The 12,559-nt window shown below is 37.6% G+C and carries 16 protein-coding genes; 4 read left to right on the top strand and 12 right to left on the bottom strand.

Features of this window, described 5'->3' with window-relative positions; all coding sequences use genetic code 11:
• Positions 1-10: 10 nt before the first annotated feature.
• The 4 genes from BTR25_RS17030 to BTR25_RS27185 all read right to left on the bottom strand — a co-directional run bounded on the left by BTR25_RS17030 (position 11) and on the right by BTR25_RS27185 (position 2,047).
• On the bottom strand, positions 11-934 hold the full coding sequence (locus BTR25_RS17030) for a Tad domain-containing protein (RefSeq protein ID WP_075689244.1): 924 nt from the start codon (positions 932-934) through the stop codon (positions 11-13).
• 1 nt (position 935) lies between these two features.
• Positions 936-1,301, bottom strand: a complete 366-nt coding sequence (locus tag BTR25_RS17025) for a TadE/TadG family type IV pilus assembly protein (protein WP_075689243.1) — start codon at positions 1,299-1,301, stop codon at positions 936-938.
• Complete coding sequence (locus tag BTR25_RS17020) at positions 1,298-1,810, bottom strand: A24 family peptidase (protein WP_075689242.1); 513 nt, start codon at positions 1,808-1,810, stop codon at positions 1,298-1,300. The genes BTR25_RS17025 and BTR25_RS17020 overlap by 4 nt, the downstream gene beginning before the upstream one ends.
• A 72-nt stretch (positions 1,811-1,882) precedes the next feature.
• On the bottom strand, positions 1,883-2,047 hold the full coding sequence (locus BTR25_RS27185) for a Flp family type IVb pilin (RefSeq protein ID WP_139311271.1): 165 nt from the start codon (positions 2,045-2,047) through the stop codon (positions 1,883-1,885).
• A gap of 251 nt (positions 2,048-2,298) precedes the next feature.
• Between BTR25_RS27185 and BTR25_RS17015 the strand changes: the two genes are divergently transcribed.
• Entirely contained in the window at positions 2,299-2,634 is a 336-nt protein-coding gene (locus BTR25_RS17015) for a DUF192 domain-containing protein (RefSeq protein ID WP_075689241.1), read from the top strand.
• Positions 2,635-2,886: 252 nt separating this feature from the next.
• On the opposite strand, the gene BTR25_RS17010 is transcribed toward BTR25_RS17015, so the two are convergent.
• The 5 genes from BTR25_RS17010 to BTR25_RS16990 all read right to left on the bottom strand — a co-directional run bounded on the left by BTR25_RS17010 (position 2,887) and on the right by BTR25_RS16990 (position 6,477).
• Positions 2,887-3,396: an NUDIX hydrolase gene (locus BTR25_RS17010; protein ID WP_075689240.1), complete on the bottom strand. Its 510-nt coding sequence runs from the start codon at positions 3,394-3,396 to the stop codon at positions 2,887-2,889.
• Between the two features lie 15 nt (positions 3,397-3,411).
• On the bottom strand, positions 3,412-4,059 hold the full coding sequence (gene trhA, locus BTR25_RS17005) for a PAQR family membrane homeostasis protein TrhA (RefSeq protein ID WP_075689239.1): 648 nt from the start codon (positions 4,057-4,059) through the stop codon (positions 3,412-3,414).
• A 476-nt stretch (positions 4,060-4,535) separates the two neighbouring features.
• Entirely contained in the window at positions 4,536-5,057 is a 522-nt protein-coding gene (locus tag BTR25_RS17000; protein ID WP_075689238.1) for a GNAT family N-acetyltransferase, read from the bottom strand.
• A gap of 253 nt (positions 5,058-5,310) precedes the next feature.
• Entirely contained in the window at positions 5,311-5,721 is a 411-nt protein-coding gene (locus tag BTR25_RS16995) for a hypothetical protein (protein ID WP_075689237.1), read from the bottom strand.
• Positions 5,722-5,874: 153 nt separating this feature from the next.
• Entirely contained in the window at positions 5,875-6,477 is a 603-nt protein-coding gene (locus tag BTR25_RS16990; protein WP_075689236.1) for a LysE/ArgO family amino acid transporter, read from the bottom strand.
• Positions 6,478-6,549: 72 nt separating this feature from the next.
• On the opposite strand from BTR25_RS16990, the gene BTR25_RS16985 reads away from it, so the two are divergent.
• Positions 6,550-7,065 (top strand): CBO0543 family protein, encoded by a 516-nt coding sequence (locus BTR25_RS16985; RefSeq protein WP_075689235.1) that lies wholly within the window; start codon positions 6,550-6,552, stop codon positions 7,063-7,065.
• A 171-nt stretch (positions 7,066-7,236) separates the two neighbouring features.
• Here BTR25_RS16985 and BTR25_RS16980 read toward each other — a convergent pair whose 3' ends face one another.
• On the bottom strand, positions 7,237-7,680 hold the full coding sequence (locus tag BTR25_RS16980) for a GNAT family N-acetyltransferase (RefSeq protein ID WP_075689234.1): 444 nt from the start codon (positions 7,678-7,680) through the stop codon (positions 7,237-7,239).
• A 93-nt stretch (positions 7,681-7,773) separates the two neighbouring features.
• On the opposite strand from BTR25_RS16980, the gene BTR25_RS16975 reads away from it, so the two are divergent.
• Positions 7,774-8,124: a hypothetical protein gene (locus BTR25_RS16975; RefSeq protein WP_075689233.1), complete on the top strand. Its 351-nt coding sequence runs from the start codon at positions 7,774-7,776 to the stop codon at positions 8,122-8,124.
• Between the two features lie 2 nt (positions 8,125-8,126).
• On the opposite strand, the gene BTR25_RS16970 is transcribed toward BTR25_RS16975, so the two are convergent.
• Positions 8,127-9,539: a PAS domain-containing sensor histidine kinase gene (locus BTR25_RS16970; protein ID WP_075689232.1), complete on the bottom strand. Its 1,413-nt coding sequence runs from the start codon at positions 9,537-9,539 to the stop codon at positions 8,127-8,129.
• A gap of 163 nt (positions 9,540-9,702) precedes the next feature.
• Positions 9,703-10,677, bottom strand: coding sequence for a C40 family peptidase (locus tag BTR25_RS28505; RefSeq protein ID WP_075689231.1), 975 nt, complete (start codon positions 10,675-10,677; stop codon positions 9,703-9,705).
• A gap of 349 nt (positions 10,678-11,026) precedes the next feature.
• On the opposite strand from BTR25_RS28505, the gene BTR25_RS16960 reads away from it, so the two are divergent.
• Entirely contained in the window at positions 11,027-12,190 is a 1,164-nt protein-coding gene (locus tag BTR25_RS16960; RefSeq protein ID WP_075689269.1) for a TIGR04053 family radical SAM/SPASM domain-containing protein, read from the top strand.
• Positions 12,191-12,559 lie beyond the last annotated feature (369 nt).

Raw genomic sequence — 12,559 nt, 5'->3', positions numbered from 1 at the left:
ATGCTGGTTATCATTCAGATAATTTCACACCATATAAAGCATAATCTCCAACTACCGACCCACTACCTATTTCCCCAGGTGCGACCATTTTGATAAATTTCCCATATAATTTTTTATTCTCATATTTTTCTATCCAATAAGAGGCAAATCCAGTAACTTTTACTTTACTGGTTCCTTTAACTTCTTTGCCATCTATATCTACCCAGTCATCTATTACTACTATAGTTATAACCCTAGCACAAGTATTGTCTGCTGTTTCATACTTTTGACAATGGGTTTTTGATGCATCTAATGCTATTAATCCATTGACTCCCATAATTGCTTGGTCTACCTGTCCAACACTGCCTCCGGGATCAGTAGTGACAGTCTGCCCAACTTCATAGGTTCCACCATTCAATAGTGCATCTCGAAGATTACCACTAGGAAAATTTAGATATCCACAATTCCCACTTAAGTCTCCTGGATTAGTTGAGCCGCAGTTTAGGATTGTGCCATTTGGAATATTGTTTTTCTCAATTACAAGGGGAGCTATACCACTTGCTTTTGTTAAGGGACCAATAATCGCCTTTGCTGATGCACTAACAATGGTGTTATCTACCCCAATGACCTTTGCAAACGTCATTGGAACATTTATTTTTTTAATTGCTTTTATAGAATCACTAGTATAAAAAAGTTCACTTTTTTCAACTTTATATCCATTTTTTTCTGAGACATCTATTGCAATTTCTGACGATTTGTCATCACTAATTCGCAACCCATGGACGCCTGCCAAAACAGCAGCATCTAAGGCCTTTTGTAGCTTGCTTTTCTCCGTGTATAATCTACCACCATCAATAACTAGAGCAGTAAAGCCGAGCAATACCACCATAAATATGGCAACGAATGCTAATACTCCACCACTTTCATCATTAAATTTCGCTATTAATTTTTTCATATTATTCAACCCTCATAACCGTGGTATCTTTCAAAGTTAATGGACCTACAACGTTGCCTATCATTGGTGTAAGAAAAGTTATTGGATAAGAAATCGTGATTGTCGCATTTGTACCAGATGATCCAGTGGAAACCGTTACATGTGATGCTTGTAAGTTTATGCTAGCACCTTGATTCACAGCCATATTAGTTATTGCAGATGTGTCTTTACCGATACTTGCTGTTCGAGCCGCTTCTCTCCCGGCATGGTCTATTGTTAAATATGCATGGAAAATTCGGGCAAAATCCATTATGCCAAGCAAAAGGAATATTAACATCGGAACGATTAGTGCAAACTCAACTAATGATTGACCTCTTTCCGATTTCATAAAAAACTCCCCCAAGCAAGTGTACAAAAGGTACCTAAAACGATTGCTATACCATAAGGAAAGGAAATACTTGAACTTTTGTCTTTACTAAATAAAACAGACCCTAGATTACCTCTTAAATAAAAGATTTGAAAAAAGAAAGATTTTAATGAATACATCATTCCATTTTTCTTCATTATTAGAATAATAGAAATGAATCCTCCAATAAGAGCAATATAAACGAAAGAATACAAAACGAAGCTCGCTCCCATTAATGCTCCAATTGCCGCCATAAGCTTGACATCACCAGCCCCCATTCCTCCTAATAAATACGGAAYTAACAAAAGGAATAAACCAAGCAGGAAGCCCTTACCACTAAAAAGAAGGCCTTCAAGACCTTGGAAAGCAGTATAATAAAAAAATCCAAATAGGATGGTAGGTAATGTTACTATATTTAATATTTTCCTTGTTCTAATATCTGTTATTAATGAAATTAGTAACGCAGTTATGAGTACAAAGTGAATGATCATAGCTCTACCTCTCTAGTTATTAATAGAAGGAAAGCCCTACCTATGAAAGTAGGGCTTTTTGTTAAGAAACTTCTACTTTAATACACTTGCTATTCTTCCCCATAAAGTGTCAAGTGCACCAGTTAGTGTTACAACAGCAGCTGCTGCAACTACTACAACACCAGCTAAAATTAATCCATACTCAGATAATCCTTGCCCGTCTTCTTCCACAACTAAGTTCTTCATTTTTGCTAACATTTTGTTTCCTCCTGGTAATTTTTATAGTTTTATTTCGTTCTTTATTTAGAACTTGTGTTAAATATATAACGAACTAATAAATTTGAAAATGTCCAATTTTGTTCGTTTTAAAGGTTTTTTTTAGATTAATCTTCCTTTTTCTCTTTGAATCTCGCTATTTCTTAGTTTTTCGTTCTTTTAAATGAACTTTATGTTTAATATAATGAACATAAAGGATTAACACTAAAGGTAAGTAAAAGGAGCGAAAAATTATGAACAAATTGGTAATTGAGATCCCCTATCAAATTAAAATGGCAGATTCTTTTTTCAAAAGGTTTAAGGGTTTCATGTTTCGAAAGGTTCCTATTAGAAATGAGGGACTATGGATTGTACCTTGCAATGCAGTCCACATGTTCTTTATGAAGTTTCCACTAGACATCGTTCTTTTGAACGAACAAAATGAAGTAGTTGGTGTTCACCATAGTTTAAAACCCTGGAGAATGACAAAACCGATAAAGGAAGCCCATTCTACTTTAGAACTCCCAGCTGGTTCAGTTTCCACGCTTGGAATTAGAATGGGGAATAAAATAAAATGTAATACTCAATAATTTGCAATACCCAAAAATGACTGCAAATCAAAAATACACTTTAATTTGCAGTCATTTTACTATTATAAAAATTAATAATACATAAAGGGGCCGTATTCTGTTCTGTACGCCTGAGGTGGACACTGTCCAGGAGTGGTGCCTGTCACCCCAAAGATTAATGATTTCTGGGAAGTATATCTTCATTTTGTGTTAGCGTGGGGTCTACATACTATAAAAGGTTTTCAAATAAAAAACAGTCTAAATCAAGTTGAGTTAGACTGTTTTTATTTTGCCTTTTAAAATAGCTTGTAACAAAGCATAAGATAGCTCTGAATCATGCAACTGATTGTCTGTCATAAGTGAAAGTACTTCGTTTATTTGCCGTTTAACCACTACAATATTTTCATGAATTTCTAATTGTTGCTGGCTATTAGGCCCTATTTCATCTGTGAAAAAGACATGGGTAATCTCGTTTGTTCGCCATGATGCAGGCTGTAAAAATCCTAAATAGTCCAGTGCACCACATTCATAACCCGTTTCCTCTAGAAATTCACGCCGTGCTGCCAGCTCTAGTTCTTCACCCTTTTTTACACCACCGCCTGGCAATTGCACCACTACCTCGCCCACTGGCTTTCGGTATTGCTTTATTAAAATGAACTTGTCACCCTCTTTTGCCAGTATGACTACTCCTTCATTTTCTTCAAGAGCAAAATACGGTCTTCCGAACGTGTCTTCGTACAGTTTAGCCCCTGTTAAATGCAGTAAAATTTTATCTTCGTTCAAGTCTCCACCACCCGCTTATTTGATTGGTAATACATAAAACAAAATACAAAAAAAGTGGGCGACTGTACCGCCGATGACAAACAAATGCCAGATTGCATGATGATACTGAAATCCACGCCATACATAAAAAATTGACCCTAGTGTATACAGAAGGCCACCTATAGCTAAATAGACCATTCCTTCAAACGCAAGAGTAGATGCAAGTGGTCTCCAGGCAAACACGATCATCCATCCCATGACTACATAAAGTGCCGTGCTCGTGAATAAATATTTTTTCACAAAAAAGCACTTAAAAATAGTGCCCGCAATAGCCAGTCCCCAAACGATTCCAAATAATGTCCAGCCAAGTGGACCTCTGATCACAACGAGTAAAAACGGCGTATAGGTACCTGCGATATAAAAATAAATCGAGGAGTGGTCAAAGATTTCAAAAATGTCTTTGGCCTTTCCTTCAGGAAAACTATGAACAAGGGTCGACGACATATAAAGGATAAACATCGATGCTCCGTAGATGGTAAAGCTGACAATATGCCAAGCATTGCCGTATAAAGAAGAAAACACGATTAAAATCACCAAAGCAACAATACTGAGTGCCGCACCTATTCCATGAGTAATTGAATTCGCAATTTCCTCTTTCTTAGAAAAAATATGTGTATTTGCCATTATGATAGTCTCCTTTAAATCTTTTTAACTTAAATCCATTATAGATGACCTTCTTCAAAATAGCATATAAAGAGTCAGATTTAAAAGAAAATTGACCAATCTACCAGAAGTAAATTGGTCACATTTTCACTTTAGTGGCTTGGTGCCCAAAGCATAACTGACACACCGTCCGCTACCAATCTCCGCAAGACCAGCTAATACAAATAAACAAACGACTTAAACATCAAAACACTCATTCTATGTACTTTTTCCCTTCTCAACTGTACGCCTGAGGTGGACACTGTCCACGGGCGGTGCCTGTCACCGAGGTCACTTCTGCTTTTCGATTAGTTTCAGTATGTGCGGTTTTGGGTTCCAGCAGTTGAATTTGTATTGTGTTTTGGTTGGGTAGCCGAGGCGGCTACAGGAGTAATTTATTCCTTCCGGCTTTTTTTTAGCTTTGAAGTGCTGACAGGTGGCACAGCAATGGTAGTCCTTCATTGTACTTCCCCTTCTTGTGCACCTATTAACTTTGACATGTAATATTCGTCGATATATCTCCCAGCAATAAACAGTGAATCTCTTTTTCTCCCTTCAACTTCATATCCCATCTTCTGGTATAACCTAATTCCCGCCAGGTTCTCTACGGCAACGGTTAGCTCAAGGCGATGGACTTTTCGCTCAAGGGACCATTTTTTAATTTCTGTGAACAGAATCATCCCAATTCCTTGTCCACGATATTCTTTACGAATTCCAATTACTAGGTAGATTGAATGCTTTGTTCGGTTAGCCAAACTGCCTCTTGCTAACAAATATCCTACTAACTTCCCTTTATCTTCGGCAACTAGCATCGTTGAATTCTCGTCTTTCACCATTGCCTCAATCATCTTTCGCTGAGATTCTATGGTCGCATGTCTTTCACCAGGTTCAAATAACATATACTCAGAATGGTTCTCGACTTCTTGTATTAACTCTAATAACTGTCTCTCATCCCCTATTTTAATCTCTCGTATGTGCATTCACCTACTCCTCTCCATATTTCTTTAACTATTAATTATTCCTTCATAGTTTATTCATATTTATCCGCTAAGATGGTTTTAGGTTCCAAAAGAACCAAACCTCCACCCCCTTTTAATATAGATTTTAACCATCCCATACCCGGCTGATTGCCGGGTAAATCTTTTTTCCTTAACTTTACTTTATCAAGAATAAAATTCCTACTAAAAAGAAAGAAGAAGCACACATGACAGCATGTGTGCTTCTTCTTTCTTTTTAGTGACGATACGATGGGTTTTGAACTTGGTGGAACTGCTGTGATCCGAACATTGGATTGACAAAGCTTTGCGACGGTTGATATCCTGTTGAACCTGTTTGGTATCCTGTACTTGATTGAAACCCTGTTGTACCAAATTGACCAGAAAGTTCACGTTCCATCTGATTACACTCCGCAATGACCTCTTGACAGCGTTGGATTGCCAATTCATGTCCTTGCAAGCCTTGTTGAATGGTTTGAACCGCCATTCGCTCCTTTTGCAGCATTTGCTCTAGCACCTGAACATTTTGTTGTTCATTCCGAAGCATCTGCTGATACATTTGGTTTGCTTGCTGGGTCTGTTGCACTAATTGTTGTGTTACTTGACGGACATGGTTAATATGTGAAATTGAGTGTTGTGTTGTATGCATGCGCAGTTCCCTCCATTTGGTATCAATTTGGATACAGGATTTCAACATTTCAGGGATTGAGATAACTCATCAACCCAAAGTTATAATGCGTCATAACCACATCTCACATACCGAAGTTTACCTGGCAAATAATATTAAGAATACGCTACACAACTATTGAAAAGTCAGGTAAATCGCTGTGCCCCACATAATAATGGCTGAAATTTTGTTCAACATCACGATAAATTTTCCAGTTTGATCTACCTTCCCAACCAGCCTACCAACTATCGAGAGCCCCAAAAACCAAAACCATGATACAAAAATACAAACAACCGCAAAAGCTGCTTTTTCCATGCCAGTGTAGGAGAGCGAACTAGTACCAATCACACCAATCGTATCGATAATTGCATGTGGATTTACTAAAGAAACAGAAGCTGCAAAAGCAATTTGTTTGCCTGCTGTGAGGTTTTTTACCTCGCGGCTGCCTTCTTCCGGTAAGCTTTTCCATGTGACATAGCCCATATAGAGTAAGAACAGAATCCCGATAGAAATCAACGTTACTTTAATCCAACTACTTCCTAATACAACTGCTGAAATCCCAAAGACAGCCATTGATATTAAGAAAGTATCACACAAGGATGCGGTTAACACGACGGGCAGCGATAACACCCAGCGGGGTTGTGTGGCTCCCTGATTAAAAACAAATACATTTTGTACTCCTAAAGGTAAAATAAGCCCAAGGGCTAAAATAAAACCATGAATCATTGCACCAACCATTTTAATCTCCTATGTACATATAATTTCCTGTAGATTAGGTGATACTAAATTTTAAAAAGAGGATTTTATGCTGTGTACCTTTTACTTGTAGTCATTGTTTATATTATTTTTGCAAAAATTTTTGTCGACTGGAAACGTTTTAAAGAGTTTTATCCAACGATTCAATTTTTCATTATCGGGAATCTACTTTACAACTTCATTTTTTATAACCATACACTATGGGCCTATAAAGCAGTGACAGTCAATTGGTTAAACCATACTTTAATTGATATCACCTTTTCATTCATCATTCTGCCTGTAGTCATTATGATTTTTTTACAATACTTTCCCAAAACTCCAAAGAAGAAAATCATCTATTTAGGAGTTTGGATTGCCTATTTTTCATTTCTTGAATATATCTTTTACAAAAGAGGACTATTCATTTATGAGAATGGCTGGGGACTGGGGATGTCAATTGTATTTAATACAATTATGTTTGTTCTACTACGCCTGCATTCTCGTAAACCCATGTTTACTTTGGCCGTATCTTTACCCATTATAATAATATTACTATTTTTCTTCCATCCGTCTCTAAGTGATTTAAAATAAATGAAGGATGTGGGAATAGTGCCAGAAACGATCTCGCTTCCTGTTTTTCTAGTATTACTCTTTTCCACATATGCTGCGATGATGATTTACATTTTAAATAACCGTGAATAGCCGAAAACAAAACAGGCTGCCTGCAATTTCACTTGCAGAAAGCCGGCAGCTTTTTTTATGCTATTTTTTCCTCTGCATAAAAATCTCTGGATCATCAATCGACTGGAAGCCATACTGTTCGTACAGTCTATGCGCATCGAACGTACATAACATCATCTTCTTTACATTCTTTAAGTCAGACTCTTCTGTCAGAGTTTCCATCATCCATTTTGAAAGTCCTAATCCTCTGTATTCAGGGAGAACAAAAACATCCATAATCCAAGCGAACCGAACAAAGTCAGAAATGACCCTTGCAAAACCAACCTGCTTTGCATCCTCCTTGACAGGATTCCCTTCATACAGTCCAAAACAGATGGAGGATTTTTCAATAGACTTCTTCACCGTGTCTAGAGAAATCCCTCTAGCCCAATAAGAATCCCCACTTAAAAAAGCATGAATAACCTCTAGATTAAGATATTGCTTCTCCGTGCTGATGGTAAAACCTTCTCTTTCCCAAAAATTCATGGCCATCACTCTCCGAATTTTTTTAAAATAAGTATACTTCTTCACATACCAGTCAATAACAATAACAATTACACTAAAATGGGGTGTTAACACTTGCAGGGAATATATTTTGTCAACGACCGAATCAGTTTGAATAGTTTCTCAAAAGAAGAAAGCCTTCTACTACAGGAACAAAACATCCTTGAACACTTTCATAATCATAATATTCATATAGTCAAACTAAATCCATACCAATTAAATGAATATTATACCATCCCTCATGCTCTTCTTTATGACTTGAAACAAGAAAAAGCCCAGTTTGATTATTTCATCTATTACTCACCACAGGTGATGGAGGATTTTATCTATAGCTATCCAGCCAGATGGTTAATGCTGAAAAGCTATTTTAATGAAATTATCACGATTGAAGAGCGAACTGATTTGATTGTAAAAAAAGTCGTATAACTTTATGATGGGAACCAAATCGTAACGGTTGTTCCTTCTCCTTCAATACTCTCAACATTGATTTTTCCATGATGGCTTTCAATGATGCGATAGCTGGTCATAAGTCCGAGACCAGTTCCTTTTTCCTTAGTTGAGTAAAAAGGTTCTCCAAGCTTTGCAAGTCGCTCCTTTGGAATGCCGCAACCGTTATCAGTAATTTTCACAAATATACCTGTCGAATCCGTAAACAGACTAACCTCTATTTGTCCAAGCTCAGAAATCGCATCTAAAGAATTTTGAATAACGTTCATAAATACCTGTTTGAAGGAATTAGGGTCACCGTTGATAGGTAGAATCGGGTCCATTTTATTAAAGTGAATTTCCTTGTTCTTCATCAGTGCTTGCGTTTGGAGAAGCTGAATAACCTGCTCCACAAGCTGGTCCACTTGAATTGGAACAGTTTTTTCGGCATGAGGTTTAGCCATCGACAAAAACTCGGATATAATCGTTTCAACTCTGTCTAATTCATCCAAAATAATCGTTAAAAAAGCAGGATTAATTTCTTTTTCCTTAGAAAAAAGCTGCATGAATCCTTTGATTGCTGTTAATGGGTTTCGAATTTCATGTGCCACGGCAGCAGCCATTTGTCCAACGACGGCTAGCTTTTCTGATTTTCGTAAACGCTCATTTGTATCAATCCGAGATGAAATATCCCTAGAGACGGAAATGATTTCCATCACACGGCCAGTGTCTTCTTTACAGATCGCTTTAATGGTCGTTTCCAGCCAAATATAAGAACCATCCTTTTTCTGGCAACGGTATGTTACAAGAATCGAATTGTCGGTTAAGTCATAACCCTTGTGCTCGACTATTTCCTTTAAGTCATCTGGATGAATCATTTCTCGGGGGTCAATACCATACATTTCTTCTGGCTGATAACCCAAAAGATTTACTACTGAAGGAGATATATACTGAAAAGAAAAATCTTCATCATGGGAGGTAATTACATCTGATGAATGCTCTGCCAGCAGTCTATATTTCTGCTCACGATTACGTAAAATAGTTTCCATTTTCTTCTTTTCGGTAATATCGATGATTTGAGCCAATAGATAGATTTGTCCTGTACTTTGTTCTTTAATTTTTGAAACATTGAGCATTCCTGTTTTGATGGTACCGTTTTTATGGAGGTATCTTTTCTCGATTTCATACTCATTCCTTTTGCCAGCGAGAATTTCCTTGAATAAGAAGAAATCATGTTCAAAATCATCAGGATGAGACAAATCGAAAACCGACAAACGATGTAGATCTTCCATCGTATAACCTAGGAATTCACTAAAAGCTGGATTGTATTGTGTATTTTGCATATCCTGACTTCCAATTAATTGAGGAATTCTCGATTGGTAAAAAACTTCTTTAAATAATATAGAATCTATCATGCTGACCTCCGGGAATCCTAGTACGAGTATTTGTCTGTACTTTTCAGAAACTATCTACCTTAAGTATAATCCTTCCCTTTAGTTTGATAAACTAAAAATTTTCAGATTTTTGTATAAAAAAAAGACTTTATCCGCGGATAAAGTCACTAATATCATTGCAATATTAAAAAGGTGTTCTGGCACCTAAATATCTTGGTTTCCAATAGGAATTATTCATGTCTGTAATCGTGACACCTATTGATGATCCTGCATGGATAAATTTATTATCTCCGATATATATCCCTAAATGTGACGGACCTGGTGCGTAAGTTTCAAAGAACACTAGGTCGCCTAGATTAGGTGTGCTAACTGGTTTTAACCCAGACCATTGTGTCGCTGACGTCCTAGGTAGATTAATTCCAACCCTTTCAAAAACATATTTAGAAAAACCACTGCAATCAAAACCAGCTGGAGTGTTCCCTCCCCATAGATATGGAGTACCTATATGTTTCTTTGCTTCTTCAATCACCTGCTGAACTTTTGACACCGTTGGTTCTGCTGGTGCTGGTGTTGGCGCTGGTGCTGTTATATTAGCGTTCACGGTTAATACTTGTCCAATATAAATCGTATCTGAAGTTAATTGATTAATAGATTTCAATTGTGCAACTGATAGATTATGGCGCGTGGCAATTGCCCATAATGAATCACCTGATTTAACTGTATAAGTACTTGTATTTACTGGATTACTAAGAACCGGTGTTGGAGTAACAATATTTTCGCCCTTGACTGTTAATTTCTGACCAACGTAAATCATATCACTGGTTAATCCATTCAGACTTTTCAGTTCAGTGACCGTTGTACCGTAAGCCTTAGCGATCCCAGAAAGTGTATCACCGGATTTCACGGTGTACGTAACTGTGGTTTGTGTTTCATGACTATGAGGTGCTAACAATGAGAGCTTTTGAGTAACAAAGATTGTATCTGAGGTTAAGTTGTTCCATTGCATGATTTCATTAACTGTTAACTTATTGTTTTGCGAAATTTTCCAAAGGGTATCCCCTGATTGTACAGTGTATATGTTTTCATGTGCGCTAACCTGCCCACCTGTTGAGGTAAACAAGATACCGGCAGCTGTTGCGACTAACATTAGATGTTTCATGTTAACACTCCTTCATTCTTTGTACATCCATCATAAAGGAGATTCAGTTCGATCCGATATCCTCAAGTTATGGGTAATTTTGAACAATTTCCCTAGATTGGTAGTGTAAGACTTTTTGCAACAAATACTAGGAGCCGTTCACCCCTTGATACTATTGGATTCCTATTCCCATTTTACTAGTTTGGTATTTTCTAGAATAGGAATGTAGAAATATTGTAACAAACCAACCATGCACAAACCAAAGACAAATTTATAATAAACCTATAGAAACACTTTTAATGGTTAAAAAAATATAAATGAAATCTTGGTGATGAAGATGCAAGGTATTGGAAAAGGACATCCGCATGCGATGGGCCATCCTCATGGGATGGGACACCCACATGGACAAGTAAATGCAATTGATTATGATGTAAACCCATTTATCGTCATTTGGGAAGTAACAAGAGCCTGTGAGCTTAAATGCGTTCACTGCCGTGCAGATGCACAGCTTAAACCGGATCCGCGTGAGTTAACACATGAAGAAGGTATTAACCTAATTGACCAAATTTATGATATGGATAATCCGATGCTCGTATTCTCGGGCGGGGATTGTATGATGAGAGAAGACCTTTTTGAGCTTGCTGATTATGCAGTTAAAAAAGGTATGCGCGTGTCAATGACTCCCAGTGCGACTGCAAATGTTACGAAGGAAAGAATGAAACGTGCAAAAGATGTTGGTCTTTCTCGCTGGGGCTTCAGCCTTGATGCACCTACAGCAGAAATACATGATAAGTTCCGCGGTGTGCTTGGTTCATTCGATTTAACACTTGAAAAAATTAAATACCTAAATGAATTAGAAATGCCTTTGCAGATCAATACGGTTATTTCAAGGTATAATTATGACCACCTTGAAGAAATGTCAAAGCTTGTAGCTGATCTTGGTGCAGTTATGTGGTATATTTTCTTGCTTGTTCCAACAGGAAGAGGCCAAATGGACGCATGTATTACACCAGCTGAGCACGAGAAGGTATTCCGTTGGCTGTATCAGTTAAGCAAAACAGCTCCATATGATATTAAGACAACTGCTTCACAGCATTACCGTCGTGTTGTTCTACAGGAAAAAGCACGTGATCAGCTAATTGCAAAAGGTGATATACGTTATGAAGATTCCATTACAACTGACTTTGCCTCCATGCATGATGGCTTAAAGCGTGCACCCAAGGGTGTAAATGATGGAAATGGTTTTGTGTTCGTAAACCATATTGGTGAGGTAATGCCAAGCGGTCTGTTACCAATTGTTGGCGGTAATGTTCGTGATACCCCGCTTGCAGAAATTTATCGTGAAGCCAAAATTTTTAAGGACCTTAGACAGCCTGACAATTACAAAGGTAAATGTGGTGTCTGTGAATATAACAAAATTTGCGGCGGTTCCCGTTCGAGAACTTATGCTGTAACCGGTGACTATATGGAAAGTGAACCATTCTGTGTTTACATCCCGCAGTCAATGAGGAAGAAAAAAGAAGCAACTGTGTAAAAAGTTGAGGCATCCCTGGATTGGGGTGCCTTGCTTATTCAGCAATCCGCTAGTCTCTATCGTCCTATCCGATAGTATTTCATCCTATCCGATAGTATTTCGTCCTATCCGATAGTATTTCGTGCCATCCGATAGTATTTCGTCCTATCCGATAGTATTTCGTGCCATCCGATAGTATTTCATCCTATCCGATAGTATTTCGTGCTATCCGATAGTATTTCGTGCTATCCGATAGTATTTCGTGCCATCCGATAGTATTTCGTCCTATCCGATAGTATTTCGTGCCATCCGATAGTATTTCGTGCCATCCGATAGTATTTCGTCCTATCCGATAGTATTTCGTGCCATCCGATAGTATTTCGTGCCATC

It is taken from the genome of Bacillus sp. MRMR6 (assembly GCF_001940785.1).
Taxonomy (GTDB): Bacteria; Bacillota; Bacilli; order Bacillales; family Cytobacillaceae; genus Neobacillus.
Note: the sequence above shows the minus strand (reverse complement) of the source record. Positions and strands in the feature narration are given on the sequence as shown.

Bases quoted from the DNA above. Each gene is read 5' to 3' on its own strand.
- BTR25_RS16960 (WP_075689269.1), top strand. From the start codon at position 11,027: ATGGGCCATCCTCATGGGATGGGACACCCACATGGACAAGTAAATGCA.
- BTR25_RS16990 (WP_075689236.1), bottom strand. From the start codon at position 6,477: ATGGTTGGTGCAATGATTCATGGTTTTATTTTAGCCCTTGGGCTTATT.
- trhA (WP_075689239.1), bottom strand. From the start codon at position 4,059: ATGGCAAATACACATATTTTTTCTAAGAAAGAGGAAATTGCGAATTCA.
- BTR25_RS17015 (WP_075689241.1), top strand. From the start codon at position 2,299: ATGAACAAATTGGTAATTGAGATCCCCTATCAAATTAAAATGGCAGAT.
- BTR25_RS27185 (WP_139311271.1), bottom strand. From the start codon at position 2,047: ATGTTAGCAAAAATGAAGAACTTAGTTGTGGAAGAAGACGGGCAAGGA.
- BTR25_RS16980 (WP_075689234.1), bottom strand. From the start codon at position 7,680: ATGAATTTTTGGGAAAGAGAAGGTTTTACCATCAGCACGGAGAAGCAA.
- BTR25_RS16970 (WP_075689232.1), bottom strand. From the start codon at position 9,539: ATGATAGATTCTATATTATTTAAAGAAGTTTTTTACCAATCGAGAATT.
- BTR25_RS17030 (WP_075689244.1), bottom strand. From the start codon at position 934: ATGAAAAAATTAATAGCGAAATTTAATGATGAAAGTGGTGGAGTATTA.
- BTR25_RS17000 (WP_075689238.1), bottom strand. From the start codon at position 5,057: ATGCACATACGAGAGATTAAAATAGGGGATGAGAGACAGTTATTAGAG.
- BTR25_RS28505 (WP_075689231.1), bottom strand. From the start codon at position 10,677: ATGAAACATCTAATGTTAGTCGCAACAGCTGCCGGTATCTTGTTTACC.
- BTR25_RS17025 (WP_075689243.1), bottom strand. From the start codon at position 1,301: ATGAAATCGGAAAGAGGTCAATCATTAGTTGAGTTTGCACTAATCGTT.
- BTR25_RS16995 (WP_075689237.1), bottom strand. From the start codon at position 5,721: ATGCATACAACACAACACTCAATTTCACATATTAACCATGTCCGTCAA.